Consider the following 26,220-nt stretch of genomic DNA (forward strand, 5'->3'; position numbering starts at 1 on the left):
TACGAGAGGTCACGACCCGCTGGCCGACGCAGCCGGCGACCCGCGTGTCGTGACCTCTCGTCGGGTGCAGGTGCAGGTGCGGGTGGGGGTCAGGGGCGGGGGCGTCGGGGCGGGGTGGGGTGGGGTCGGGCGGGGTCGGGCGGGGTCACGGCCCCGCGGCGGGGGCCTGCGCGCGGGGGCGGGGGACGATCCGCTCGGTGGCGATCCGGGACCGGTCGCGACCCGCGTTCTTGGCCCGGTACAGGGCGACGTCGGCGGCGGCCAGGGCGCTGCCGGGCGGCGTGCCCTCGGTGATGAGCGCGATCCCGGCGGAGAACGTGACCCCGTGCCCCTCCTCGGCCCACTCGGTCCGCAGCGCCCGCAGCACGTTCACCGCCTGGACGGGCTCGGTGCGCGGCAGGATCAGCACGAACTCCTCGCCGCCGTAGCGGGCGGCGTAGTCGCGCCGGCGCAGGTGCTGGGCGATCGCGTGGCCGAACCGCTCGAGGACGACGTCGCCGGCGGCGTGGCCGAGGGTGTCGTTGACGCGCTTGAAGTGGTCGAGGTCGGCGATCACGACGGTGTCGCCCGGGACGGCCTCGGCGAGCCGCTCGTCCAGGTCGCGGCGGTTCGCCAGCGAGGTGAGCTGGTCGGTGCGGGCGTCGGCGTAGAGCCGGCGGCGCAGGGACCGCTGGTACGCGGTGGTCACCGCGAGGGTCTGCGCGATCGCCCACCAGGTCATGCCGTACACGCCCAGCCGGATCCACGAGGCGGCGTCGAACACCGGCAGGATCGCGAGGTACGCGGCCCACGCGACCGGGAGCACGGCCAGCGCGGTGCGGCCGTGGTGGAACAGCCCGAGGTAGACGAAGCACAGCGGGATCAGGCCGATGAACGCGCTGGCGGTGCCGGTCGTGGTGAGCGCCAGCACGCCGAGCAGCACGAGCACGCCGACGGGGTACGCGACGGTCGCCCGGGGTGACCGGGGGCCGCGCCGGCGGAGGCTGAGGACGACCGCGGCCGCGAGCGCGCCCACGGTGCCGAGCAGCACGCGCGCCTCGTGGGCGTCGACGCCGAGGGCGACCGCGCCGACGACCAGGACCGCACCGCTGAACACCAGCAGCACCCGGCCCGCCGTCGCCGCCTCCCCGCCGACCCGGGCCCACGCCGGGACGCGCGCGGCGAGCCGCACGACGACCGGCGGCCCGTCGGGCGCACCGTCGCCGGCGCGGGGTGAGTCGTCCCGGGCGGCGTCCATACCCGTTGTCATCGGCCGAAGGTCCCGGTTCCTTCAGCCCTCCCGCAGAACTCTCACGTCATCTGCGCGTCCGGTCAGCGCCAGCGGAAGATCCTCGCCGACAGCGGCACGAGCACGACGGTCCAGCCCGCCAGCACCAGCAGCTCGCGGGTGGGGACGCCGGCCCCGACCCACGCGTCCAGCATCGCCTGCGAGCCCGCACCGAGCGGGGTCCACGCGGCGATCTGCTGGATGACGTCCGGCATGATCGGCAGCGGCAGCCAGACCCCGGCGAAGAACAGCGACACGAAGTACGCGGTCATGCCGAACCCGGTGGCCGAGCCCGCGGTGGGCGCCCTCGCCGCGATCAGCGAGCCGAGGCCGAACGTCGCGGTCGCGCACAGCAGGAACGCCAGCAGCGCGACGCCGGGGTCCCGCGGGGCGGCCACGTCCACGACCAGCATCCCGAGGGCGAGCGTCAGCGCGGCCGCGACGAGCAGCGCGACGACGTTCACGGCGATCTGCGCGATCAGCAGCCGGGACGGCGGCAGCGGCGTCGTCGACAGCCGGCGCAGCACGCCCTGGCCGCGGTAGGTGGCGATCGTGATCGGGTACGACGACAGCGCGACCGTGCCGATCGCGAGCGCCAGCACGACGGGGGTGTACCCGGTGATGCCGTTGATCTGCGACAGCAGCGGGTCGTCCTCGCTGAACGGCATCGACCCCCACGGCATCAGCAGTCCGAGGACGGTCAGCAGCACGGGCGGGAAGAGCACCGCGAAGAAGAAGTTCGACGGGTCGCGCAGCGCGAGCCGCCCCTCGACGGCGGTGACCCGGGCGAGCGTGCGGGCACTGGTGGCGGACATGTCAGACCTCCACGGGGAGCGGGGCGTCGGCATCGGCGCCGGTCAGGCGGACGAACGCGTCCTCGAGCGTGCTGCGGTGCACGTGCAGGTCGTCGGGGCGCACCCCGGCCGCGGCGAGCGCGACCATCACGTCCTGCACGACGTTGCCGGTGCCGCGGACCTCGACCGCGCCGTCCGGCCGGGCCTGCGCGGTCGCCACGGGGCCGAGGGCGGCCAGCGCCGCGAGGTCCACCGGCGCGGACGGCCGGAAGACGAGCGTCTGCTCCGCGCCGACCCGGGCGGCCACCTCGGCGGGCGTCCCCTCGGCGACGACCCGACCGGCGTCGATCAGGACCACCCGGTCGCAGAGGCGCTCGGCCTCCTCCATGAAGTGCGTGACCAGGACGACCGTGACCCCACGGGCGCGCACCCCCTCGACGACGTCCCAGGTGTCCCGCCGGGCCTGCGGGTCGAGGCCGGTGGTGAGCTCGTCCAGGATCGCGATCTCCGGGTTGCCGACGAGGGCGAGCGCGATGGACAGCCGCTGCTTCTGGCCGCCCGACAGCGCGGCGTACCGGGTGCCGGCCTTGTCGACCAGCCCGAGGTCGTGCAGCAGCCGGTCGGGGTCGGCGGGGTCGTCGTAGAACCCGGCGTACTCCTCGACGGCCTCCCGGACGGTGATCCGGGCGGGCAGCGCGCTCTCCTGGAGCTGGAGCCCGACCCGGTCGCGCAGCGCGCCGCCGTCCCGCTGCGGGTCGAGGCCGAGCACGGTGACCGCGCCGCCGTCGCGCTCCCGCAGCCCGGCGATCATCTCGACGGTCGTGGTCTTGCCGGCGCCGTTGCGGCCGAGGACGCCCACGATCTCCCCGCGGGCGACCGTCAGGCTGACGTCGGCCACGGCGACCGTGCTGCCGTACCGCTTGCTCAGGTGCTCGACCCGGATCACCGCGTCGTCGTCGTGCGTGGTCATCGGGTCCTCCTCGTCGGTGCGCGGATCAGCCGCGGCGCGGCGGGACGGACCACCGCGTCGCGAGGGCCCAGAACGCGGCGGCCAGGGCCAGGGACAGGACGGCGGCGACGGTGGCGATCAGCGCGAGCGGCGTCCCGCCGTCGGCCGCCGTGCCGAACAGGTGCGAGTACGGCACCCAGTCGTACGGGTTGTCGACCAGGATCATCAGCAGCACGATCGGCCCCACGGTGAGCGGCAGGGTGAGGGTGCCCCACCAGCCGCCGGCGCTCAGGTACACGGTCCCCACCAGCAGGCCGCTGAGGTACGAGACCAGGAACGTCGCGAGGTAGGCGACGAGCACCCCGAGGATGCCGCCGTCGCCGGGCGCGAACCAGCCGTCCTGCAGGCGCCAGCTCCACCCCATCGCGTCGTACCAGGCCCGCTCGGCGAGCAGGCCACCGGACATGATGAGGGCGAACGCCACCGCGCTGACCACGACGGCGACCAGCGCCCCCCGGGCGTAGCTGCGGCGGGTCATCCCGTTGGCGACGTGCACCGCCGGGTACGTGGTGGCGACGCCGATCAGCACCGAGAACGGGAACCAGATCCCGCTCTGCCGCGCGTGCCACAGGATCGACACGTCCACGTCGCCCGCGACGGCGCGCACCAGGAACGGCACGCCGATCACGATGACCAGGACGATCGCCCAGTACCAGAGGGCGACGGCCCAGAACCAGGACAGCAGCGACACCGCGGTCCGCAGCACCGGCCCCTGCCGACGGACCGGGCGGGCGGGGAACAGGGCCGTGCGGCCGCGCTCGGTGGTCGTGGTGCTCATGAGGCCCTCCCCATCTCGCGGGCCGCGTCGGCGGCGCCGTCGGCGGTCAGGTGCACGAACAGGTCCTGCAGCGGCACGGGGCCGATCTCGAGCCCGGCGGCCCGCGCGTCGGCGGCCTCGCCGTCGTCGAGGGTCGCCAGCACCGTCGCCTGGGCGGTGCCGCCGAGCTGCTGGCGGCTGAGCACGGTCCGGCCGACGACGAACCGCTCGACCTCGCGCGTCGGCCCGGTCACCGCGATGCCGCGCGCGGTGACCGCGTCGGTCTCCTGGGCGAGCAGCACCCGGCCGTGGTCCAGCACGACGACGTGCTCGAGCAGCCGCTCGACCTCGCCGATCAGGTGGCTGGACAGCACGATCGTGCGCGGGTGGGCGATGTAGTCCTCGATCAGCGCGTCGTAGAACGCGTACCGCGTGGGGGCGTCGAGGCCGAGGTGCACCTCGTCGAGGATCGTCAGGTCCGCGCGGGTGGCGACCGCGAGGGCGATGCCGAACGCGGACTTCTGGCCGCGGGACAGCTTCTGCGGCTTGCGGGTCGGGTCCAGCTCGAACCGGTCCATCAGCCGCTCGGCCACCTCGCGGGAGAACTGCGGCCGGCAGTCCTCGGTGTACCGCAGGTTGGTGCGCAGGCTCTCGGTGTCGAGCACGTCGCCCGACTCCCGGACCAGCAGCACCCGCGGGACCACGTCCTCGTTCTCCCACGGGTCCTCGCCGCCGACCAGCACCGTGCCCGACGTCGGGCGACGGAACGCGGCGACCACGGACGCGAGGGTCGTCTTGCCGGAGCCGTTGCGGCCCAGCAGGCCGGTGATCGCGCCGGCGGGGAACGTGAGGTCGACGGAGTCGAGCGCGGTCGTCCGGCCGTAGCGCACGGTCAGGCCGCGCACCTCCACACCCAGCGGGTTCATGACGCGGCCCCCTCGGCCTCGGTGGTGGTGGTGGTCGCGCGGGCGGTCCGGGCGCGCAGCCGGGCGACGACGTCCTCGAGCGGGATGCCGAGCGCGCGGGCCTGGTCGGCGACCGGGTCGACGACGTCCGCGAAGAACGACTCGCGACCCTCGGCGCGCAGCCGGTCGGGCGCGCCCGCCGCGACGAACATCCCGACGCCGCGGCGCTTGTAGAGGATGCCGTCGTCCACGAGCTGCGCGAACGCCTTGGCCGCGGTGGCGGGGTTGATGCGGAAGGTGGTGGCGTACTGCGTGGTGCTCATCACCTGCTCCTCGGGCTGGAGGTCGCCCCGCAGGACGTCCTGGCGGATCTGGTCGGCGATCTGCACGTAGATGGGGTCACGGCCGTCGAACACGGGTGACCTCCTCTCGTGCGGGTGCCCGTGGGCTTCTGTGGTTCATTACTCCACTAATGAACCACAGAGCCTCGTACCGCGCAAGACCCCCGGACGCGCGCGAGCCCGGGACCGTGACGGTCCCGGGCTCGGCGTGGTGCGGCGTGGCGCGCTGCGCGGATCAGGCGGTGGCGGCACCCAGCCGCTCGGCGAGCAGCTCCGCGACCTGCACGGCGTTCAGCGCCGCGCCCTTGCGGAGGTTGTCGTTCGAGATGAACAGCGCCAGGCCACGCCCCTCGGGCGCGCCCTCGTCCTGCCGGATCCGGCCCACCAGCGACGGGTCCGCGCCCGCGGCCTCCTGCGGGGTCGGCACGTCGGCGAGCCGCACGCCCGGGGCCCCGGCCAGCAGCTCCTGCGCGCGCTCCGGCGTGATCGGCCGGTCGAACTCCGCGTTGACCGACAGCGAGTGGCCCGTGAACACCGGCACCCGCACGCAGGTCCCGGAGACCAGCAGGTCCGGCAGCCCGAGGATCTTGCGGGACTCGTTGCGGAGCTTCTGCTCCTCGTCGGTCTCCAGCGAGCCGTCGTCGACGAGGTTGCCGGCCAGCGGGATCACGTTGAACGCGATCGGGGCGACGTACTTCACCGGTGCCGGGAACGTCACCGCCGAGCCGTCGTGCACCAGGCCGAGCGTGTCCTGGCCGACCGCCGCGCGGACCTGGTCGTCGAGCTCGCGCGCGCCCGCGAGCCCGCTGCCGGACACCGCCTGGTAGGTCGACACGACCAGCCGACGCAGCCCGGCCTCCTCGTGCAGCACCCGCAGGACCGGCATCGCGGCCATCGTCGTGCAGTTCGGGTTCGCGACGATGCCCTTGCGCACCTCGTCCAGGGCGCCGGGGTTCACCTCGGACACGACCAGCGGGACGTCCGGGTCCATCCGCCACGCGGACGAGTTGTCGACGACCACCGCGCCGGCCGCCGCGAACCGCGGGGCCTGCGCCTTCGAGGTCGCGCCGCCCGCGGAGAACAGGGCGATGTCCAACCCGGTCGGGTCGGCGGTCTCCGCGTCCTCGACCACGACGTCCCGGCCCCGCCAGGGCAGGGTCGTGCCCGCGGACCGCGCCGAGGCGAAGTAGCGGATCTCCGCGACCGGGAAGTCGCGCTCCTCGAGCAGGCGGCGCATCACGGCACCGACCTGGCCGGTGGCCCCGACGACGCCGACCCGCAGGCCGCGCGCGTGCTGCTCGCTCATCGTCCCGACCCCCCGTAGACCACGGCCTGCCCGTCGGCGCTGTCCAGGTCGAACGCCGTGTGCACCGCGCGCACGGCCTCGTCGAGCTGGTCGGCGCGGGTGACGACCGAGATGCGGATCTCGGAGGTCGAGATCATCTCGATGTTGATGCCCGCGTCCGACAGCGCGGCGAACAGCCGGGCCGAGACGCCCGGGTGCGACTTCATCCCCGCGCCGATCAGCGAGAGCTTGCCGATCGTGTCGTCGTACTGCAGCGAGCCGAAGCCGATGTCCGGCTGGTGCTCGGTCAGCGCGGCGGTCGCGGCGGCGCCGTCGGCGGCGGGCAGGGTGAACGAGATGTCCGTCCGGCCGGTCGAGGCCACCGAGACGTTCTGCACGATCATGTCGAGGTTCACGCCCGACCCCGCGACGACCTCGAAGATGCGCGCGGCCTTGCCGGGCACGTCCGGGACGTCGACGATCGTGATCTTGGCCTCGCTGCGGTCGTGCGCGACGCCGGCGATGATCGGCTGCTCCATCGGTGCTCCTTCGACTTCCTCGGTGGCGTCCGTGACCAGGGTGCCCGTGTGGGCGGAGAACGACGAGCGCACGTGCACGGGCACCGCGTACCGCCGGGCGTACTCGACGCAGCGCAGCATCAGCACCTTCGCGCCGCTCGCCGCCATCTCCAGCATCTCGTCGTAGCTGATCCGGTCGATCTTGCGGGCCGTCGGGACGATCCGCGGGTCGGCGGTGAACACGCCGTCGACGTCCGTGTAGATCTCGCAGACGTCGGCGCCCAGCGCGGCGGCCAGCGCCACCGCCGTCGTGTCCGAGCCGCCGCGGCCCAGCGTCGTCACGTCGTTCGTGCTCTGCGTGACGCCCTGGAACCCGGCCACGATCGCGACCGCGCCGCCCTCGACGGCCTGCTGGATGCGGCCCGGCGTCACGTCGATGATCCGCGCGCGGCCGTGCACCGAGTCGGTGATGACCCCCGCCTGCTGGCCGGTGAACGACTGCGCGTCCACGCCGAGGCTGGAGATCGCCATCGCGAGCAGCGACATCGAGATCCGCTCGCCCGCGGTCAGGAGGATGTCCATCTCCCGCGACGGCGGCAGCGGCGTCATCTGCTGCGCGAGGTCGATGAGCTCGTCCGTCGTGTCGCCCATCGCCGAGACCACCACGACCACCGAGTCGCCCGCGCGCTTCGCCTCCGCGATCCGCTTCGCGACGCGCTTGATGCTGTCGGCGTCAGCGACCGAGGAACCGCCGTACTTCTGCACGATGAGGGCCACGAGAGGGAGCTTTCCGGGTGCGGGGTGCGGTCGCGCGCGGCGACCCGCGGGGTCGGGGCGAAGTCTAGGACGCGGGCACGCGGCGACCCCGGGTCCGCCCGCATGGCGGGACCGCCGCCCGGGCACGCGCGCCGGCTCAGAGCAGCTGCCACCCCAGGCGCACGATCAGCACCGCCACCACCACGAGGAACACCACTCGCACGAACCCGCTGCCCCGCGCCACCGCGGTCCGCGCGCCCAGGTACGCGCCGAGCACGTTCGCGGCCCCCATCAGCAGCCCGAGCAGCCACAGCGGCGCCCCCTGCACCGCGAACACGACCAGCGCGCCCAGGTTCGTCGCGACGTTGACGATCTTCGCCTGCGCGGAGGCCTCGAGGAACGCGTAGCCCAGCACCCCGACCAGCGCGATCACCAGGAACGAGCCGGTGCCCGGGCCGAGCAGGCCGTCGTAGCCGCCGATGACGACGCCGAGCCCGAGCGCGACCAGCAGGTGCGTGCGGCCCTGCCAGCGCAGCTCCGTGGCCCGGCCGACCTGCGGGCGCGCGACCGTGTAGCCGGCGACCGCGACCAGCGCGACCAGGATCACCGGCACGAACACGTCCTCGGGCAGCAGCGACGCGAGCGCCGCACCACCCCCCGCACCGGCGAGGGCCGCCGCCGCCATCGGTCCCGCGGTCCGCAGGTCCGGCTGGACGCGGCGGTAGTACGTCGCGGCGCTGACCGAGGTGCCGAGGATGCCGGCGAGCTTGTTCGTCGCGAGCGCCTGCACCGGGCTGATCCCCGGGACCAGCAGCAGCGCGGGCAGCTGCACCAGGCCGCCGCCGCCGACCACCGCGTCCACCCAGCCCGCGGCGAACCCCGCGAGGACGAGCAGCAGGACGGTGCCGAGCGACAGGTCCAGGCCGGAGAGGGTCACGCGCCGGCGGTGCCGGTCGCGCGGTGGGCGGCGACGATCGCCGCGCCCGCGTGCTGCAGCGTCGCGGTGACCACCCGGGCGCGCTCCTGCCCGCCGACGTACCCCGCGACCATCGCGCCGTCCCGGAGCATGACCAGGTCCTCGGCCACGGCGGTGGCGTCGGGGACGTCCAGGTCCGCGAGCAGGTCCGCCGCGGCCCCGACCATCCAGCGCCGGTGCTCGGCGACGACGAGGCGGACCGGGTGCGCGGGGTCGGCGTACTCGGCGGCCGCGTTGATGAACGGGCAGCCCCGGAACCCGGCCGTGCACGACTGCCGCCCGAGCGCGTCGGCGTACCCGCGCAGCACGGCCCCGGGGTCCCCGGGGTGCTCGGCGCGGACGACGTCGAGCGCCGCGCGCTCCGCCGCGTCCACGGCTCCGAGGTACGCCACGACGAGCGCGTCCTTGGTCGGGTAGTGCCGGTAGAACGTCACCTTGCTGACCTCGGCCGCCGCGATCACGCGGTCCGCGCTCACGGCCCGGATCCCGTCCGCGTAGAACAGCCGGGAGGCGGCGTCGAGGATCCGCGCGGCGGCGCCGGCGGGCCGGGGGGCGGCCTCGACGGTGGTCGGCATGCGGGTCCTCCTGGGGTGTGACGTGGTCGACGGCCGCCAGTCTGGCACGGACGCGCGCGGACTCGGCTAGTGTAGACGTACTAGTTCGTCTACCTCTCGGAGGACTCATGAGCGCCATCTACACCGCCACCGCCACCTCGACCGGTGAGGGTCGCCGCGGCGGCCAGGTCACCAGCAGCGACGGCGTCCTGGACGTGACGCTCGCCATCCCGACCGAGATGGGCGGCGCCGGCGGCGGCACCAACCCCGAGCAGCTGTTCGCCGCCGGGTGGGCCGCGTGCTTCCACTCCGCACTCAAGTCGGTCGCCGCCGCGCAGAAGACCGCGATCCAGGACAGCGCCGTCGTCGCCGACATCGGCATCGTCCCCGTCGAGGGCGGCGCGTTCACGCTGACCTCCACGCTGCACGTCGAGATCGGCGGCGTCGACCAGGCCACCGCCGAGGCCCTCGTCGCCCGCGCCCACGAGGTCTGCCCCTACTCCAACGTCACCCGCGGCAACATCGACGTGGTCCTGGAGACCACCGTCGCCTGACCCCCGCCCCCCCTTGCCGGCCGCGCTCTGGCCGGGAGGGCGCACGAGACACCACGAGGGCGTACTCCGCGGAGTACGCCCTCGTGGTGTCCCTGCCGCCCTCGCGGGTGGGGTGCGCGGGTGGGGTGCGCGGGTGGGATGCGTGGGTGGGTCAGGGGTGGAGGGCGTCGTACTCCGCCTCGGCCGCCACGTCGTCCTCGACGTCGAGGCGGAGGTGGGCCAGGAGGGTCTGCAGGGTGCGCAGGACGCTCGACGCCCGCTCGCCCCAGCTCGACAGGTACGAGAACTGCCACCACCACAGGGCCTCGAGGACGTGGCCCCGGTCGTAGTGCCGCAACCCCTGCACCAGCGCGCCGGCGACCGCGACCAGGTCCCCGGACAGCGTCGCCGTCGCGACCTCCCCGCCCAGCACCGGGTCGACGACCTCGGCGTACTCGTCGACGCCCTCGAGCACCCGGCCGAGCGCCACCCGCAGCGGGTCGACGTCCGGGTCGGGCCCGACGTCCGGCTCGTAGCGCTCGCTGGGCACCACGTCGACGATCGCGCCGAGCCGCGCCCCCACGGCCAGCACGTCCGACACCGCGAGCAGCAGCAGCGGGATCGCGGCGTCCGGGTTGCTCCCGGCACCGACCTCCGTGACCGTCGTCAGGTACGCGCGGCACTCGCGGGCCACCGAGTCGGCGACCCCGCGCAGGTCCGCGGACTCCGGGTCCAGCGCCAGGTCGTCCACCCGGGGCGGGCTCGGCTGCTGCGGGAGGTCGTCGGCGCCGGTCACGCCGCCATCGTGCACCGCAGGCTCGCGCGACGCCCGCCGGAGCCTGTCGCGACGCCCTGACCTGCGCGGACGGTCAGGCGCTGATGCGGCGCCGACCCTCGAACGCCCGGCCGAGCGTGACCTCGTCGGCATACTCCAGGTCGCCGCCGACCGGCAGGCCCGACGCCAGGCGGCTGATCGTCAGCCCCATCGGCACCAGCAGGCGCGCGAGGTACGTCGCGGTCGCCTCGCCCTCGACGTTCGGGTCCGTCGCCAGGATCACCTCGGTGACGGTGCCGTCCGCGAGCCGGGTCAGCAGGTCCTTGATGCGCAGGTCGTCCGGGCCGATGCCCGCGATCGGGTTGATGGCGCCGCCGAGCACGTGGTACTTCCCGCGGAACTCCCGCGTGCGCTCGATCGCGACGACGTCCTTCGGCTCCTCGACCACGCAGATCACCGCCGCCGACCGGCGCGGGTCGCGGCAGATCCGGCAGAGGTCCTCCTCGGACACGTTGCCGCACACCGTGCAGAACTTCACGCGGGCCTTGACCTCGGTCAACGCGTCGACGAGGCGCCGCACGTCCGTCGCGTCCGCCGCGAGGAGGTGGAACGCGATCCGCTGCGCGCTCTTGGGACCGACGCCGGGCAGCCGCCCGAGCTCGTCGATCAGGTCCTGGACCGCGCCTTCGTACACCTGTCCAGGGTACGGCCCCCGGCCCGTTCAGCCGGCAGGCGCGTCAGAAGCCCTCGTCGACGAGCTCCTCGACCACGGTGGCGCTCAGCATCTGCACGACCAGCGGCACGCCGGCCAGGCCGTTCGCCCCGATGTCGGGGTCGTCCATCGACGGCTCGTCGTCGGCCCACCGGTTGCGGGCGGGGGCGCTCGGCGCGGCGGACGCACCCGCGCGCGCGGCGGCACGGACCCGGTCGGCACCGCTCGGACGGGCGGCCGGACCAGCACCGGAGCGCGACGCGCCACCGGCGGGCTCGGGCGGGCCGTCCGGGGTGGGCGGCTCGACGGCGGCCCAGTCGTCGTCCGGCGGCGGCTCCGGCGCGCCAGGGACGTCGCCCTCGGGGACGTCCCACGGCGGCGGGACGGCGGACGTCGCGCGGGCGGCGGGGGCGGGGTCGGCCGCGCCCCGGGCAGGGCTCCCGGGGCGGCCGGGAGCGGGGTCGGTCGACGCGCCGGACGTGGACGTGCCGGGCGCCGACGCGTCGGGCCCGGCGTCCGTCGGGGCGGCGGGGGCGTCCGGACGGCGGGCCGGGGCCACGACGCCGACGACCTCGGCGGTGCTCCAGGGATCGACGGCCGCCTCGGGGTCCTCGTCGGGCGACGCGTCGACCGCCACGGCGGCCCCGGGGCCGGAACCGCCCTGCGGCGCCCGCGCGGCCTCGGCCGTGCTGCTGGGCACCGGCGTCGGGCGCGCGGCCGGGGCGTCCCACGACGCGGCGGCCTCGGCGGCGCTGGGCGCACCGGTGCGCGCCGCGGGGGCGGTCGGTGCGCCACCGCGCGGCGCGGCGGACGCGTCGGCGCCCTGGCCCACGAGCACCGGCTCGACCTTGACGGTGAAGCCCAGCGTCTCCCGGACCGCCTGCTGGACGAGGTCCGCGTGCGAGCCGCCGCGGAACGCCGACGCCAGGCCGGGGGCGGCGAACCCGAGCTTGAGGGTGGTCGCGTCGAGCTCGACGACCTGGGCGTTCTGGCTGATCAGCACCCACGTGGTCTTCTTCAGCCGGCCCAGGGTCTCGAGGACCTCCGGCCAGCGACGACGCAGCACCTCGGTGTCGCCGCCGCCGGGCGTGCCGCCGGGGCGCTCGACCGTGGCCTGCGGCTCCGCGGTCGGGACGTCGTGCGGGGCGACGACGGGCTCGGTGGGCTCGGAGGGCGCGACCGGGGCGGGCGCAGCGGCGGCGGGCTCGGCGTCGTCGACGGGCTCGGCGTCGGGCTCGCCGGCCTCGGGGGCGTGCTCAGGCGCCGGCGCCACGAGGCCGGGCTCGGGCGACCCGGGCTCGGCGAGCTCGGGCTCGTCGGCGGCGACCGGCGCGGGCGGCACGGGCGGGGCAGGCGCCGCCACGGCGGGCGTCGACACGGCGGGCGCCGCCACCGCCGGTGTCACCACCGCGACCCGCTCGACGGGCGTCGCGGGCGCGGGCACCGGGGGCGCCGGGGTCACGGCGGCCGCGGCCGCGGGTGCCGTCCCGCCGGTCGCCCCGCGCACGCCCTCGCGCTCGAGCCGGTCGAGGCGCGCCCCGATGCCGGCGGCGGTGTCGTCCAGGGCGGGCAGCAGCAGCCGGGCCATCAGCAGCTCGAGGTGCAGCCGGGGGGAGGTCGCGCCGGTCATCTCGGACAGCGCGGCGTTGACGAGGTCGGCGGACCGGGAGAGCTCCGCGGCGCCGAGCTGGCGGGCCTGGGTCTGCATCCGGGTCATCTGGTCGCCGGGCACGTCGCGGAGCACGGCCGCGGCGGCGTCGCCGGAGGCCGCGAGCACGATGAGGTCGCGCAGCCGCTCCAGCAGGTCCTCGACGAACCGGCGGGGCTCGTGGCCGGTGGAGATGACGCGCTCGACGACCCGGAACGCGCTGGCGCCGTCGCGGGCGGCGACCGCCTCGACCAGGTCGTCCAGCAGGGAGGCGTGGGTGTACCCGAGCAGCGCGACGGCGTCCTCGTACCCGAGGCCCTCGGGCCCGGACCCGGCGATGAGCTGGTCGAGCACCGAGAGGGAGTCGCGGACGGACCCGCCGCCGGCGCGGACGACGAGCGGCAGCACGCCGGAGCCGACCTGCACGCCCTCGGCGGTGCACAGCTGCTCGAGGTAGCCGACCATCACGTCCGGCGGCACGAGCCGGAACGGGTAGTGGTGGGTCCGGGAGCGGATGGTGCCGATGACCTTGTCGGGCTCCGTGGTCGCGAAGATGAACTTCACGTGCTCCGGCGGCTCCTCGACGATCTTGAGCAGCGCGTTGAAGCCCTGCGGCGAGACCATGTGCGCCTCGTCGAGGATGAACACCTTGTACCGGTCGCGCGCGGGGGCGAAGGTGGCGCGCTCGCGCAGGTCGCGGGCGTCGTCGACGCCGCCGTGGCTGGCCGCGTCGATCTCGACGACGTCGAGGCTGCCGGGGCCGCCGCGGGCGAGCTCGACGCAGGACGCGCAGCGCCCGCAGGGGGTGTCGGTCGGGCCCTCGGCGCAGTTCAGGCAGCGCGCGAGGATCCGGGCGGAGGTCGTCTTGCCGCAGCCGCGGGGGCCGGAGAACAGGTACGCGTGGTTGGTCTGCCCGCTGCGCAGCGCCTGCCGGAGCGGCGCGGTGACGTGGTCCTGCCCGACGACCTCGGCGAAGGTCTCGGGCCGGTAGCGGCGGTACAGGGCTGTCGTCACCCCAGAACTGTAGAGGGGGACACCCACACCGCGGGACGGTCCCGGGACACCCCGTCTCACCAAGTGGACGTCGCGTTCCATCAACCGAGACGAATGCGCTAGGTTCCCCGCACAGCGCCGACCGACCGGGTCCGGCGGACCGCCGCACGGGAGGAGGCCGACCGATGCACCACCGCACCGCGCGCCCCGCCGTGACCCTGGTCGCCTGTCGCTGTACCCCCGCGGTCTGACCCTCCCGCGACGACGAGGTGGCCCACGGCCGCCCGCCCGCCGGTCCGACCGCCGCCGCCCGCGCCGACCCGCCGCACCCGCGGCCGCACGGCGCCGGGCGCCACCGGTGCGGCCCGCGCCGCACACCCGCACGTCCCACCCCACCCGCTCCCCGGCACCCCGCCGGGATTCGCACCCCCCGAGAGGCACTCCCCCCATGAAGCGCAGACTGACCGCCTGGATCGCCGCGATCGCCGCCACCGCGTCCCTCGCCGCGTGCGCGTCCGGCGGCAGCACCTCCGCGGGCGACGCCACCGCGCCCGCCGACGCCGACAACCCCGTCACCGTCCGGGTCGGCGTCACCGACAAGGCCCAGGAGTACTGGACGACGTTCACGGACCTCGCCGCCGAGGAGGGGATCGAGGTCGAGCTGGTGAACTTCACCGACTACGCCCAGCCGAACCCGATCCTCAGCTCCGGCGACCTCGAGCTGAACCAGTTCCAGCACCTGCTGTACCTGGCCAACTACAACGTGGCGTCCGACGACGACCTGCAGCCGATCGGCTCGACCGCGATCTACCAGCTCGGCCTCTACACCACCAAGGGCTACGCCTCCCCGGAGGACGTCCCGGACGGGGCGGAGATCGCCATCCCGAACGACGTCGTGAACCAGGCGCGTGCGCTCCTGGTGCTCCAGTCCGCCGGGCTGATCGAGCTGGCCGGCGGCGGCAACGCGTTCTCGACCCCGGCCGAGATCGACGAGGCCGCCTCGCGCGTGAAGGTCGTCCCCGTGGACGCCAACCAGACCGCCGTGCAGCTGCAGAGCCTGGACGGCGCCGTCATCAACAACAACTTCGCCACCGACGCGGGCATCGACCCGACCACGGCGATCTACTCCGACCTGCAGGACACGGACACGGCCCGCCCGTACCTGAACCTCTGGGTCGCCCGGGCCGAGGACGCCGACAACCCGGTGTTCGCGCAGCTCATCGAGATCTACCACTCGAAGGCGGTCACCGACCAGCTCCTGGAGGAGAACGGCGGCACCGCCGTGGTCGAGGACGTCCCCGCGGAGGAGCTGCAGTCCGACCTCGCGGACCTCGAGGAGCTGGTGCGCACCTCCGGCGCCTGATCCACGACCCGCACGCCACCGACGGCGCCGGCCCCTCCGCGGGGGCCGGCGCCGTCGGCCGCGCTGGCGGGGCCCTCGCGAGGGTGGGACCGTGGAGCGCGGCACCCGCTCGTGGAGCCGTGAGACCGCCGGACGGGCCGTCGCAGCCGGGTGCTACTGTCGCCGCCGTCCGCCCCCTCCCGGGACAGGAGTCCTGCTGTGAGCACCCACGCCGCCTCCGAGCGCCGCGCGCCGTCCGTGCGCGCCCTCGACGGGTCGTGCCGCGGTCTCCTGTGCTGTCGTCTCCGAATGTGCTGACGCTGCTCCCACGCAGCTCGGCCACCCCCGGCGGAACCCGCCCCCGTCCCTGACGCCGCCCGCGCCCCGCGCGGCCGGCCCGCGGGTGGGGCGCACCCCCGGACCCCCGACGCACGTCGCACGGGCCCGGACCCCCGCCGGTCGGCCCCGGCGCCGCGCCCCTCGCCGCGCCACCCGTCACCGCCCGCACCACCGGTCCCGACACGGACCGCACCTGGAAGGCACTCCCCCATGAAGCGCACCCTGACCGCCGCGTTCGCCGCCCTCACCGTCGCGGCGCTCGCCGCCTGCTCGTCGGGCGGGCCCGCCGCCGCCCCCACGGCCGCCAGCACGGACGACCCGGTGACGGTGCGCGTGGGCGTCACCGACATCAGCAAGGAGTACTGGACGACGTTCACGGATCTCGCCGCCGAGGAGGGCATCGAGGTCGAGCTCGTGAACTTCACCGACTACCAGCAGCCCAACCCGGTCCTGTCCGAGGGCCAGCTCGAGCTCAACCAGTTCCAGCACCTGCTGTTCCTCGCGAACTACAACGAGAGCGCCGGCGACGACCTCGCGCCCATCGGCAGCACCGTGATCTACCAGCTCGGCCTCTACACGACCCAGGGCTACGCGACGCCGGACGACATCCCCGACGGCGGCGAGATCGCGATCCCGAACGACCCGACCAACCAGGCGCGCGCGCTGCTCGTGCTCCAGTCCGCCGGGCTCATCGAGCTGAAGGACGGCGGCAACGCGCTGTCGTCGCCCGCCGAGATCGACGAGGCCGCCTCGCGGGTGAAGGTCGTCCCCGTCGACGCCAACCAGACCGCGATCCAGCTGCAGGACCTCGACGGCGCCGTGGTGAACAACAACTTCGCCGCCGACGCGGGCATCGACCCGACCACGGCGATCTACTCCGACCTCGAGGACACGGACACGGCCCGCCCGTACGTGAACATCTGGGTCGCCCGCGCCGAGGACGCCGACAACCCGGTGTACGCGCAGCTCATCGAGATCTACCACCGCGACGAGGTCATCGGGCAGCTGCTCGAGGAGAACCAGGGCACCGCCGTCGAGCAGAACCTGACGCCCGAGGAGCTGCAGACCAGCCTCGACGAGCTGCAGACCCTGGTCGCCGACAACGCCTGAGCCACGTCCCCCCTCCCACCACCCCACCCAGGACGGTGAACCGATGACCGCGATGGTCTCCCTGCGCGACGTCACCAAGGTGTTCGACGGCTCCTCCGGGCCCGTCCGCGCCGTCGACGGCGTCTCCCTCGACATCGAGCGCGGCGACGTGTTCGGCGTGATCGGCTACTCCGGTGCCGGCAAGAGCACCCTCGTGCGGCTCATCAACGCGCTCGAGCTGCCGACCTCCGGTCAGGTCGTCGTCGACGGCGTCGACCTGACCGGCCTGAACGAGCGCGGCCTGCGCCCCGCCCGGGCCGGGATCGGCTTCATCTTCCAGCAGTTCAACCTGCTGCGGTCCCGCACCGTCGCGGCCAACGTCGCGTACCCGCTGCGGGTCGCGAAGTGGTCGCGGGAGGACCGCCGGAAGCGGGTCGCGGAGCTGCTGGAGTTCGTCGGGCTGTCCGACAAGGCCAAGCAGTACCCCGACCAGCTGTCCGGCGGGCAGAAGCAGCGCGTCGGCATCGCCCGCGCGCTCGCGACCTCCCCCGCCCTGCTGCTCGCCGACGAGGCCACCAGCGCCCTCGACCCCGAGACGACCAAGGACGTCCTCGACCTGCTGCAGCGGATCAACCGCGAGCTCGGCATCACGATCGTCGTCATCACCCACGAGATGTCCGTCGTCTCGTACCTGTGCAACCGGGTCGCGGTGATGGAGGACGGCAAGGTCGTCGAGTCCGGGGACGTCTACGACGTGTTCGCCCAGCCCGAGCAGCACGTCACCCGGCGGTTCATCGGCGCCGCGCTGCACGACCGGCCGCGGCCCGACGTGGTCGCCCGGCTGCGCGAGCGGCATCCGGGGCGGCTGGTCACGGTCGCCATCCGGGAGGTCGCCGGCGAGCCCGGCATCCAGATCACCGAGCGCCTGCAGGCCCACGGTGTCGACGGCTCCGTGGTGTTCGGCGGGATCACCGAGGTCGGGTCGCGGCCGCTCGGCTCGCTCACGTTCGCGCTCACCGGCCCGGACGCCGCAGTCGAGGCGCTGCTGGCCGACCTGCGCGCGCACACCGAGGTCATCGACCACACGGCCGAGGAGGTCTCCGCGTGAACAGCAACGGCACCAGCCTCTGGCCCGAGCTCTGGCAGGCGCTCGGCGAGACCCTGCAGATGGCGATCGCCGCCCTGGCGATCGGCGGTCTGGCCGGGCTCGTCCTCGGCATCGCGCTCTACGTGACCCGCAAGGGCAGCATCCTGGCGAACCGCCCGGTGTTCTTCGTCCTGAACGTGCTGGTCAACATCGTCCGGCCGATCCCGTTCATCATCTTCATCACCGCCGTCCGGCCGCTGACCCAGGCGCTCACCAACGCGTCGTACGGCGTCGAGGCGGCGATCCCTGCGCTGGCGATCATGGCGACGTTCGCGACCTCGCGGATCGTGGAGCAGAACCTCGTCGCCCTCGACCCGGGCGTCGTCGAGGCGGCGCGCGCGATGGGCGCCGGGCCGCTGCGGATCATCGCGACCGTCATCGTGCCCGAGACCCTGGGCCCGCTGATCCTCGGGTTCACGTTCCTGTTCGTCGGCATCGTCGACATGACGGCGGTCGCGGGCGCGATCGGGGCCGGCGGCCTCGGCGACTTCGCGATCGTGTACGGCTACCAGCGGTTCAACGACGTGGTCACGTGGACCGCCGTCGCGGTGATCGTGGTCATGGTCCAGCTGGCCCAGTTCCTCGGCAACTTCCTGGCCCGCCGCGTCCTGCGCCGCTGACCCGGACCCGGGCGCGAGGTCGAGGTCGAGGGTTTCGCGCGAGGTCGAGGGTTTCAGCCCGCGATCTCGAACAAGACCCTCGACCTCGAGCCCGGCTCGGGGGGGAGGGAGGGGGAGCTAGAGCTTTTTGCCGGGGTTGAGGATTCGTTTCGGGTCCAGGGCCGCCTTGATGGCCTGCTGGATCGACAGGACGCGGTCTCCCAGCTCGCCGCGGAGGGCCGCGCGCTTCTCGGTGCCGATGCCGTGCTCGCCCGTGACCGTGCCGCCGAGCTCCACCGCGAGCGCGAGGATCCGCCCGTGCGCGTCGGCCGCGGCCGCGACCTGCGCGGGGTCCGCCGGGTCGTACGCGATCACCGGGTGCAGGTTCCCGTCGCCGACGTGGCCGCCGGTGCCGATCGGCAGCCCCACGGCCGCGGCGACGTCCGCCAGCCGTGCCAGCAGCTCCGGGAGCCGGGTGCGCGGCACCGCGACGTCCTCGTTGACGCTGCCGCCGCGGACCGCGCGCATCGCCTGGTTGAACGAGCGGCGGGCGCGCATCAGGGCGTGCAGCCGCTCGGGGTCGTGCGCCTCGTCCACGCGCACGGCCCCGTGGTCCCGGGCGACCGCCGCGTACGCCGCGACGTCCTCGACACCCCGGGCGCCCGGCTCGTCGGTGATGACCAGCAGCATCGCCCGGGCCCCGACGGGCAGCCCCGCCCCGGGGTCGTACGCGGCGAGGGCGGCGAGCACCACGTCGTCCAGCAGCTCCAGCGTGGAGGGCCGGTGCGGGCTCGCGACGATCGCGTTCGCGGCGTCCAGGGCGTCGGCCACCGAGGCGAACGTCGCGCACACCCCGCGGTCCGGGCCGGGCGCGGGCAGCAGCCCGAGCGTCGCCTCCGTGACGACGGCGAGCGTCCCCTCCGACCCGACCACGAGCCCGGTGAGGTCCAGCCCGGCGACGGCCTTGACGGTCCCCGGGGCGGTGCGGATCACGGTGCCGTCCGCCAGCACGACCTCCAGCGCCCGCACGAAGTCCCGGGTCACGCCGTACTTCACGCACCGCATCCCGCCGGCGTTGGTGGCGATGTTGCCGCCGATCGTGCTGAGGGCGTACGACGCCGGGTCGGGCGGGTAGAACAGCCCGCGGGCCGCGACCGCGTCGACGAGGTCCTTCGTGATGACGCCGGGCTGCACGACGGCGACCTGGTCGACGGGGTCGATGCGACGGATCGCCGTCATCCGGGCGGTCGAGAGCAGGATCGCGCCGGGGACCGCGTTGGCGCCGCCCGCCAGCCCGCTGAGCGACCCCTGCGGGACGACCGGCGCGCCGTGGGCGTGCGCGACCCGAAGGACGGCGGAGACCTCGGCGGTGGTCGACGGCAGGACGAGCGCGAGCGCGTCGCCGGTGGGCGGCGTCGCGGACCCGTCCTGGCCCCGGGCCCGCAGCGCGGCGACGTCGGTGACCAGCGCCTCGGGCGGCAGCGCCGCGGCGAGGTCGGCGAGCAGGTCGGCGGGGAGGTCGGCGGGGGTCTCGGCGGTCACGGCGGCCTCAGGCGCTCCTCGGTCGGGTCGGCCCGGCGGCTCCGGGCACGCCCGCGCACCGTAGCCCCGCGCGGCGGGGGTCGGCGGTGGCGTCTCAGCGGACGAGGCGCCGCGTCAGCCCTTGTCCTTGCCCTTGCCCTTGCCGGGACCGGCAGCAGGGCCGGTGCCCGGGTCCGCGCCCGTGCCGCTGCCCTGCGCGGCGCGCTCGGCCGCGTTCGCGTGCGCCCGCTCGTTCGCGTTCGCTGCGGGACCGGCCTGCCCGGTCGCCGCGCCGTCGGCAGGAGCAGGGTCGCCCGCGGGCTCCGGCTCGGCCGCGGGCGCGACCTCCGCCACGACGGGCTCCACGGACGTCTCCCCGGCTGCGGGCTCCTCGGTGGCGGGCTCCTGCGCGGTGCCGAGGTCGGCCACCTGCTGCTCGACGGGCTCCCCGGTGGTCGGCGTCTCGGCGGTCGTGGAGCCGGTGGTCGGGTCGGTGGCCACGGTGGGACCGGCCTGCGGGGCGTCCTGCCCGAGGGCCGCGCCGACGCCCAGCACGACGGCCATGACGCCCACGGCGGCGACCGCCACGACGGCTACCCGCGCGCCCCGGCGGCGGGTGTGGTCGCGCCGCGCCGGACGCAGATCGCGGCGGGTGGTCGGCGCGTCGGCCCGGGTCCCGGCTGCGGGCAGCGCGACCGGCGGCAGCGCGGCGGCGGGCAGCGCCACCGTGCCGACGGGCACCGACGCGGGAACCGGCACCGGCACCGTCGCTGCCCCGACCCCACCCACGGCCGGCCCGAGCCCGACGGCGCCGGGCCGCAGCAGCGCACGCAGCTCCTCCGCCGCGCCGGCGGCGGTCAGCCGGTCGAGCGGGTCCAGCGCGGTCATCGCGCCGACGAGCTCCGCCCACCGCGCGCCGAACCGCTCCGGGACGGGCACGGGCTGGTGCAGGCGCGCCACCGCCGAGGTCAGGGCGTCGCCGGGGAACGCGCGCTCGCCCGTCAGGCACTCGACGAGCACGAGCCCGAGCGCGTAGACGTCGGACTCGGCGGTGAGCCGGCCGCCGATCGCCTGCTCGGGGCTGAGGTACGGGGGGGTGCCCAGCAGCTCGCCGGTGGTGGTCAGCGACTCGTCGGACCGCGCGCGGGCGATGCCGAAGTCCGCGAGCTTGGTCCACGGCCCGGCGGTGCCGGACAGGTCCTGCGCCGGCATGAGGATGTTCGCGGGCTTCACGTCCCGGTGCACCACGCCCTGGTCGTGGATGTACGCGAGCGCCTCGGCCACGTGCAGGGTGACGAGCGCCGCGTCCTCGACGGGCATCGGGCCGGCGGCGATGCGCTCCGCGAGCGACGGTCCGCGGACCAGCTCCATTACCAGGAAGTCCTGCAGCTCGCCGTCGGGGAGCTCGGTGGTGCCGGCGTCGAGCATCGTGACCAGACCGGGGTGGTTCAGGCGGGCGAGCAGGCGCATCTCCGCGCGGTGCCGGGCGTCACCGGCCTGGCCCGCGGCGGACGGGTGGAACACCTTGACGGCCACCTCGCGCCCGAGGACGCGGTCGTCGGCGCGGTAGACCTCGGCCATCCCGCCCTGGCCGAGCCGCTCCGCGAGCAGGTACCGGTCGCCCAGGACGGTCCCCTCGGGGAGCGGGACGTCCCGCGGCCGGGGTCCGTGGCCGGGCGGGGTGCCGAACGCGGGCGCGGTCGCCACCTCGGGCTGCTCGCTCACGCTGGACCTCCTGGACGACGAGCCTCCAGGATCACCGGGGTGGGCGGGTTCCGCGCGTCGAGACGACCCGGCGTGCCCGACTTCACCCCGACGGGTGCGGCGCCCCGGGCGGGTCAGTCCGGCCGCACCTGCGTCTGCGCCAGCACCGACCGCAGCAGCGGACGGCTGGACTCCGTGGCCCCCAGCACCAGCAGGCAGCCTCCCGCCAGGCAGCCGACCAGCAGCAGCAGACCCGACGGGTCCGTCACCCCGGCGAACCCCAGCACCGGCGACATCATCACCACCGCGGCGGCCGCCGACCCGACGCCCACGGTGAGCATCGGCACCAGCACCTCGCGGCGGCGCACCGAGTCGAGCAGCTCCGCCGGCGTGCCCGCCAGCACCTGCAGCGCGTACTCGCGCCGCCGGTCCAGCACGGACGCGGCCTGGGTGATCCCCGCCGACGCCGCCGCCACCAGGAACGTGATCGTCAGCGTCAGCAGCGCGCCGCGCATCAGGTCGCCGGACAGGGTCTGCGCGGCCGCGCGCTCGGCGGCGGTCGCGTCCTGCGGCATGGTCGCCGACGTGATCGTGGGGATCACCGCGAGCGCCCCCGCGACGAACCCCGCCAGCCCGAGCCCGCCGACCACGCGCCAGATCGCGCGGGGGTCGTCGACGAGCCGCCGGGCCGCGAGCAGCTGCGCGGGGGTCCGCGCCAGGCGCGCACGCCACCGGCCGAGCAGCCCGAGCACCCACGGGCCGATCAGGTTCAGCGCGCCGAACCCGAGCGCCAGCGACCCGACGCCGAACGCCGCGGCCGCGGCCCCGAACGCCCCGAGCGCCGCGGTCACCACCATGAACGTCCCCATCGCCGCGACCGCGACGACCGCCCGCACGGCCCGCATCGCCGGCGGCGTGTGCCGGCGCGCCACCCCGAGCGGGGAGACGACCACCCGACGCAGCGACACGACCCCGCTGACCACGGCGAGCAGCGGCACGACGACGCACGCCGCGAGCAGCACCGGCCAGCCGACCCACAGCTCCGCGACCGAGAACGTGCTGCCCTGGAACGGCACCCGGGTCCACACCGGCAGCAGCACGGCGTAGCCGACCATCCCCGCGAGCGCCCCGACCAGTCCCTGCCACGCGGTCTCGACGACCGTCAGCGCCACCACCTCGCGCGGGGTCACCCCCAGCAGGCGCAGCGTGGACAGCCGGGCGTCGCGCCGGGCCACGCCGAGGCGCGCCGCCGACCCCCCGAGCGTCACCAGCGGCACCACCAGCAGCACGACGGCGATCCACGCGAGGATCACGTAGAACTCGGCGTTCTCCCGCTGGTACGCCCCCACCGGCGCGTCCGCGCGGCCGAGGAACCCCAGCAGTCCGCCGACCACCGACAGGGTCAGCGCGGTCATCACCGCGAACGCCGCCACCGCGAGCCCGGTGATCAGCCGCCCGTCGCGCCCGCCCGCCCGGCGCAGCCCCGGGGCGAGGGCCAGGACCGCCCTCACCGCGCACCGCCCGTGCGGACGTCGGCGACGACCCGGCCGTCCCGGACCTCGATCCGCCGGTGGCACCACGCGGCGACCCCGGCGTCGTGCGTCACCACCACCAGGGACGCGCCCGCGAGCCGGGTCGTCTCCGTGAGCACCCGCATCACCTCGGCGCCGGTCGCCTGGTCGAGGGCGCCCGTCGGCTCGTCCGCGAACACGACCTCCGGCCCGGTGATGAGCGCACGCGCCACCGCGACCCGCTGCGCCTGGCCGCCGGACAGCTCGCCGGGACGACGCTGCTCCATCCCCGCCAGCCCGAGCGACGCCAGCCACCGGCCCGCCAGCTCCGTGGCCTCCCTGCGCGGGGTGCCGAGCAGCATCGGCGCGAGCGCGACGTTCTCGATCGCCGGCAGCTCGGCGAGCAGCTGCCCGAACTGGAACACGAACCCGTACTGCCGCCGCCGCACCAGCGAGCGGGCGCGCTCGTCCAGGTCGTGCAGCCCGCGGCCGGACAGCGCCACCGTCCCGGAGTCCGGCACGAGGATGCCCGCCAGGCAGTGCAGCAGCGTCGACTTGCCCGAGCCCGACGGCCCCATCACGGCGACCGACTCCCCGGCCGCGACGTCCAGGTCGACGCCCGCGAGCGCGACGGTCGGGCCGAACCGCTTGACCAGGCCACGGGCGGACAGGCGGGCGGTGGTGGCGGGCGGTGGCGGGGCGGGGGTCTGCTGGCTCATGCGACCAGCGTCCGCCGGGACCCGCGGGCGGCGCGTCGGCCCGCGGTCGCGTCCGTGCGCGTCACGCCGTGCGACCGGGGGTGGACCGGACCGGGGGCGTCCGCCCGTGGGGGGAGCCCGGGTGCGGGCACGGAAGGACCCCCCGCACACCCGCCAGAGCTCACCTGCCCTTGCTGCCTTCCGGCCCTGGGGGGGTTCAGCGAGATGACGCCGCACGAGGGGTCGGGGACCAGCGTAACGCAGCGGCGGCACCGGTCCGGCACGGCCACGGGCCCGTCCCGGTCACGGGTCGCGCGACCAGGGGAAATCGCTCGCTCGGGGCGCGGATCACCCGTCCGCGCCGTTCAGACGCCTGCCGCGCCTGTCGATACGGGTCAGTGCGACCGGACGACCGGCGCCACCCCGACATCCCGGCGGCCACGAGCCGCCCCTGCGAAAGGCTCCTCGTGGCTAACGTCGACTCGACCCTCACCGCCGCCATGTCGATCGAGGGCGCGATCGCCGTCGCGCTCGTCGACTACGACAGCGGGATGACCCTCGGGTCCGCGGGCTCGGGCCTCGACATCGACATCGCCGCGGCGGGCAACACCGAGGTCGTCCGCGCCAAGATGCGCACCCTCCAGGCGCTCGGCCTCACCGACGGCATCGAGGACATGCTCATCACGCTGTCCTCGCAGATGCACCTGATCCGGCTGCTGCAGAGCGAGCACGGCAAGGGCCTGTTCCTCTACCTGGCCCTGGACCGCAGCCGCGCCAACCTCGCGATGGCCCGCCGCCAGCTGCTCAACCTCGAGCGCGACCTGACGATCTGACGACCCGACCGCCGCACGACCCGACCGCCGCACGTGCGGCCCGTCCGAGCGAGGAAGAGCGACACCCCGTGATCATCCGCCAGAACGCGCAGCAGGCTGCCGCCAGCCTGCGGCACGCCGTCACCGGCATCCGCCGCGTGATGCTCGTGCAGCGCGACGGGACGCCGTTCAGCGACGACGGCCCCGAGGACACCCGCGACCACCTCGCGTCCCTCGTCATCGCGGGCATGGAGATGGCGCACCACACCGCCGCCGGCGCCGACCTCACCGGCCTCGCGACGTTCACGGTCAGGACCGACGACGGCGCCGTCGTCGCGACACCGGTCGGCGACCGGTACGCGCTGGCCGTGGTCGTCGACGCCGGGGTGAACCTCGTGCTGCTGCAGCGCGCGATGACCCCGCAGGTCGACCAGCTGCTCGCGCTCGACGGCGGTGCGGTCGTCTGACCGGCGCGCGGGACCGGGAGGGGCGCCGAGATCGCCCGGACAGCCCCCCTCAGCGCCGGATTCGGTGCAGGCCCCCGGCTCGGGTACCCTCTACAGGCCGGGAGGATTCGCCTAGTGGCCTATGGCGCACGCTTGGAAAGCGTGTTGGGTTAACGCCCTCGGGGGTTCGAATCCCCCATCCTCCGCAGGTCGAAGGGCCCGTCACCGCGTTCGCGCAGGTGGCGGGCCCTTCGTCATGCCCGGGCGTGGCGCTGCACACCGTCGGGTGTGACGCGGAAGGACGTGCGCCCGGGTGGGCGGGTGGCGGTAGGAACGAGGCGCCGTTCTGCCCGACTCCGGGTCGTATCGGAACACCCCGGAGACGACGAGAGCCCGCGGGGATCCCGCGGGCTCTGTCCACACCTAACGGAGTGACCTGCCTCCGCCTTCACGAAAGAAGTTATCAGCATGGCCGCACCGCCACCAGCGCCTGCCGTCCCGGCGGCGGTCCTCACGGGCATCTCACCCGCACGCCTGGCGCCGTACCTCGCGGCCTCGCACGGGAGGCAGCACGAGGCGTTCCGCCTCTACCGGTGGAACGTCCTCATGTCGGGCGCGCTCCACGAGGCGCCCGGATCGCGATGCAGCGGATCCTGGCCGACATCGACCCGGCGCACGCAGCGTGGCTCGGTGGCGCCCAACGCATCACGAGCGTCGAGAAGACGCGCCCGTCACCCGGCCACGCAGCGCCGCGGCCCTAGCACGGTGTCACACCCTCGTCGGCGACCTACTCCGGCTGCTCCCCCTCGCCGGTCGACTCGTACAGCCCGAGCTCGTTGCCCTCGGTGTCCACGAAGACCGCCCACCAGCTCGTCGGGCTGATCTGCGTCCGTGGCATCACGACCCGGCCGCCGAGCTCGGTCACCTTCCCGAGCGCGTCGTCGATGGAGTCGACCTCCACGTAGCTGCGCGGGGCCTGGAGCCGCTCGTCGCGGGGCGCGAGGCCGCCGCCGCTGATCTGGTTCGGGGCCCGCCACATGGGGTAGCCCTCGAACCCCGGCATCTCCTCGATCGACCAGCCGAACACCCCGCCGTAGAACCGCTTCGCGCGGTCCACGTCGTCGACGGGGATGTCGGTGTGCGTGATGTCGCCGTGTGCCATCGCTGCCCCCAGGAACCCGGGCGGCCC

General features: G+C 75.1%; 25 protein-coding genes, 1 tRNA gene and 1 other RNA gene. 8 read left to right on the plus strand and 19 right to left on the minus strand.

Features of this window, described 5'->3' with window-relative positions:
- Positions 1 to 145 precede the first annotated feature (145 nt).
- The 10 genes from ACFVXN_RS15045 to ACFVXN_RS15090 all read right to left on the minus strand — a co-directional run bounded on the left by ACFVXN_RS15045 (position 146) and on the right by ACFVXN_RS15090 (position 9,183).
- Positions 146 to 1,249 carry a diguanylate cyclase domain-containing protein gene (locus ACFVXN_RS15045; RefSeq protein ID WP_389234082.1) on the minus strand — a complete coding sequence of 368 codons (1,104 nt, stop codon included), beginning with the start codon at positions 1,247 to 1,249 and terminating at the stop codon, positions 146 to 148.
- 62 nt (positions 1,250 to 1,311) lie between these two features.
- Positions 1,312 to 2,082, minus strand: a complete 771-nt coding sequence (locus ACFVXN_RS15050; protein WP_389234085.1) for an ABC transporter permease — start codon at positions 2,080 to 2,082, stop codon at positions 1,312 to 1,314.
- A gap of 1 nt (position 2,083) precedes the next feature.
- Positions 2,084 to 3,031, minus strand: a complete 948-nt coding sequence (locus ACFVXN_RS15055) for an ABC transporter ATP-binding protein (RefSeq protein WP_389234088.1) — start codon at positions 3,029 to 3,031, stop codon at positions 2,084 to 2,086.
- A gap of 25 nt (positions 3,032 to 3,056) precedes the next feature.
- Positions 3,057 to 3,848 (minus strand): hypothetical protein, encoded by a 792-nt coding sequence (locus ACFVXN_RS15060; protein WP_389234091.1) that lies wholly within the window; start codon positions 3,846 to 3,848, stop codon positions 3,057 to 3,059.
- Positions 3,845 to 4,753: an ABC transporter ATP-binding protein gene (locus tag ACFVXN_RS15065; RefSeq protein ID WP_389234094.1), complete on the minus strand. Its 909-nt coding sequence runs from the start codon at positions 4,751 to 4,753 to the stop codon at positions 3,845 to 3,847. Before ACFVXN_RS15065 ends, ACFVXN_RS15060 begins: the two co-directional genes overlap by 4 nt.
- Positions 4,750 to 5,148: a GntR family transcriptional regulator gene (locus tag ACFVXN_RS15070; protein WP_389234097.1), complete on the minus strand. Its 399-nt coding sequence runs from the start codon at positions 5,146 to 5,148 to the stop codon at positions 4,750 to 4,752. Before ACFVXN_RS15070 ends, ACFVXN_RS15065 begins: the two co-directional genes overlap by 4 nt.
- Before the next feature lie 160 nt (positions 5,149 to 5,308).
- The gene (locus ACFVXN_RS15075) at positions 5,309 to 6,379 is read right to left on the minus strand and encodes an aspartate-semialdehyde dehydrogenase (RefSeq protein WP_389234100.1); all 1,071 of its coding nucleotides are present in this window, start codon (positions 6,377 to 6,379) and stop codon (positions 5,309 to 5,311) included.
- A complete protein-coding gene (locus ACFVXN_RS15080; protein ID WP_389234103.1) occupies positions 6,376 to 7,653 on the minus strand; it encodes an aspartate kinase in 1,278 nt (425 codons plus the stop codon). Before ACFVXN_RS15080 ends, ACFVXN_RS15075 begins: the two co-directional genes overlap by 4 nt.
- Before the next feature lie 136 nt (positions 7,654 to 7,789).
- On the minus strand, positions 7,790 to 8,569 hold the full coding sequence (locus ACFVXN_RS15085) for a sulfite exporter TauE/SafE family protein (protein WP_389234106.1): 780 nt from the start codon (positions 8,567 to 8,569) through the stop codon (positions 7,790 to 7,792).
- Positions 8,566 to 9,183: a TetR/AcrR family transcriptional regulator gene (locus ACFVXN_RS15090; RefSeq protein ID WP_389234109.1), complete on the minus strand. Its 618-nt coding sequence runs from the start codon at positions 9,181 to 9,183 to the stop codon at positions 8,566 to 8,568. The genes ACFVXN_RS15085 and ACFVXN_RS15090 overlap by 4 nt, the downstream gene beginning before the upstream one ends.
- Positions 9,184 to 9,290: 107 nt before the next feature.
- Between ACFVXN_RS15090 and ACFVXN_RS15095 the strand changes: the two genes are divergently transcribed.
- Positions 9,291 to 9,716, plus strand: a complete 426-nt coding sequence (locus ACFVXN_RS15095; RefSeq protein ID WP_389234112.1) for an organic hydroperoxide resistance protein — start codon at positions 9,291 to 9,293, stop codon at positions 9,714 to 9,716.
- Positions 9,717 to 9,867: 151 nt separating this feature from the next.
- Here the strand turns inward: ACFVXN_RS15095 and ACFVXN_RS15100 are convergent, their stop codons facing one another.
- From ACFVXN_RS15100 to ACFVXN_RS15110, 3 genes are all read right to left on the minus strand, one after another.
- A complete protein-coding gene (locus ACFVXN_RS15100; protein ID WP_389234836.1) occupies positions 9,868 to 10,437 on the minus strand; it encodes a DUF5063 domain-containing protein in 570 nt (189 codons plus the stop codon).
- Positions 10,438 to 10,564: 127 nt separating this feature from the next.
- Entirely contained in the window at positions 10,565 to 11,164 is a 600-nt protein-coding gene (gene recR, locus ACFVXN_RS15105) for a recombination mediator RecR (protein WP_389234115.1), read from the minus strand.
- Positions 11,165 to 11,207: 43 nt separating this feature from the next.
- Positions 11,208 to 13,844 (minus strand): DNA polymerase III subunit gamma and tau, encoded by a 2,637-nt coding sequence (locus ACFVXN_RS15110; RefSeq protein WP_389234118.1) that lies wholly within the window; start codon positions 13,842 to 13,844, stop codon positions 11,208 to 11,210.
- Between the two features lie 427 nt (positions 13,845 to 14,271).
- On the opposite strand from ACFVXN_RS15110, the gene ACFVXN_RS15115 reads away from it, so the two are divergent.
- From ACFVXN_RS15115 to ACFVXN_RS15130, 4 genes are all read left to right on the plus strand, one after another.
- Complete coding sequence (locus ACFVXN_RS15115; protein WP_389234121.1) at positions 14,272 to 15,186, plus strand: MetQ/NlpA family ABC transporter substrate-binding protein; 915 nt, start codon at positions 14,272 to 14,274, stop codon at positions 15,184 to 15,186.
- Between the two features lie 528 nt (positions 15,187 to 15,714).
- Positions 15,715 to 16,614 carry a MetQ/NlpA family ABC transporter substrate-binding protein gene (locus tag ACFVXN_RS15120; protein ID WP_389234124.1) on the plus strand — a complete coding sequence of 300 codons (900 nt, stop codon included), beginning with the start codon at positions 15,715 to 15,717 and terminating at the stop codon, positions 16,612 to 16,614.
- Positions 16,615 to 16,657: 43 nt separating this feature from the next.
- The gene (locus ACFVXN_RS15125) at positions 16,658 to 17,701 is read left to right on the plus strand and encodes a methionine ABC transporter ATP-binding protein (protein ID WP_389234127.1); all 1,044 of its coding nucleotides are present in this window, start codon (positions 16,658 to 16,660) and stop codon (positions 17,699 to 17,701) included.
- 59 nt (positions 17,702 to 17,760) lie between these two features.
- The gene (locus ACFVXN_RS15130; RefSeq protein ID WP_389234840.1) at positions 17,761 to 18,360 is read left to right on the plus strand and encodes a methionine ABC transporter permease; all 600 of its coding nucleotides are present in this window, start codon (positions 17,761 to 17,763) and stop codon (positions 18,358 to 18,360) included.
- A gap of 117 nt (positions 18,361 to 18,477) precedes the next feature.
- Here the strand turns inward: ACFVXN_RS15130 and ACFVXN_RS15135 are convergent, their stop codons facing one another.
- The 5 genes from ACFVXN_RS15135 to ffs form a co-directional block, all read right to left on the minus strand.
- Complete coding sequence (locus ACFVXN_RS15135) at positions 18,478 to 19,881, minus strand: FAD-binding oxidoreductase (protein WP_389234130.1); 1,404 nt, start codon at positions 19,879 to 19,881, stop codon at positions 18,478 to 18,480.
- A gap of 114 nt (positions 19,882 to 19,995) precedes the next feature.
- Positions 19,996 to 21,585 carry a protein kinase gene (locus ACFVXN_RS15140; RefSeq protein WP_389234133.1) on the minus strand — a complete coding sequence of 530 codons (1,590 nt, stop codon included), beginning with the start codon at positions 21,583 to 21,585 and terminating at the stop codon, positions 19,996 to 19,998.
- Between the two features lie 113 nt (positions 21,586 to 21,698).
- On the minus strand, positions 21,699 to 23,075 hold the full coding sequence (locus ACFVXN_RS15145) for an FtsX-like permease family protein (protein ID WP_389234136.1): 1,377 nt from the start codon (positions 23,073 to 23,075) through the stop codon (positions 21,699 to 21,701).
- A complete protein-coding gene (locus ACFVXN_RS15150; RefSeq protein WP_389234139.1) occupies positions 23,072 to 23,794 on the minus strand; it encodes an ABC transporter ATP-binding protein in 723 nt (240 codons plus the stop codon). The genes ACFVXN_RS15145 and ACFVXN_RS15150 overlap by 4 nt, the downstream gene beginning before the upstream one ends.
- 130 nt (positions 23,795 to 23,924) lie before the next feature.
- Positions 23,925 to 24,021, minus strand: an RNA gene (gene ffs / locus ACFVXN_RS15155) — signal recognition particle sRNA small type.
- Between the two features lie 219 nt (positions 24,022 to 24,240).
- On the opposite strand from ffs, the gene ACFVXN_RS15160 reads away from it, so the two are divergent.
- The 3 genes from ACFVXN_RS15160 to ACFVXN_RS15170 all read left to right on the plus strand — a co-directional run bounded on the left by ACFVXN_RS15160 (position 24,241) and on the right by ACFVXN_RS15170 (position 25,237).
- Positions 24,241 to 24,606: a hypothetical protein gene (locus tag ACFVXN_RS15160; RefSeq protein WP_389234142.1), complete on the plus strand. Its 366-nt coding sequence runs from the start codon at positions 24,241 to 24,243 to the stop codon at positions 24,604 to 24,606.
- A 68-nt stretch (positions 24,607 to 24,674) separates the two neighbouring features.
- The gene (locus ACFVXN_RS15165; protein WP_389234145.1) at positions 24,675 to 25,052 is read left to right on the plus strand and encodes a roadblock/LC7 domain-containing protein; all 378 of its coding nucleotides are present in this window, start codon (positions 24,675 to 24,677) and stop codon (positions 25,050 to 25,052) included.
- 100 nt (positions 25,053 to 25,152) lie between these two features.
- Positions 25,153 to 25,237 (plus strand) — tRNA-Ser (locus ACFVXN_RS15170).
- 581 nt (positions 25,238 to 25,818) lie between these two features.
- On the opposite strand, the gene ACFVXN_RS15175 is transcribed toward ACFVXN_RS15170, so the two are convergent.
- Entirely contained in the window at positions 25,819 to 26,193 is a 375-nt protein-coding gene (locus tag ACFVXN_RS15175) for a VOC family protein (protein WP_389234148.1), read from the minus strand.
- Positions 26,194 to 26,220 lie beyond the last annotated feature (27 nt).

This window comes from Cellulomonas sp. NPDC058312, from assembly GCF_042880135.1.
Classification (GTDB): domain Bacteria; phylum Actinomycetota; class Actinomycetes; order Actinomycetales; family Cellulomonadaceae; genus Cellulomonas.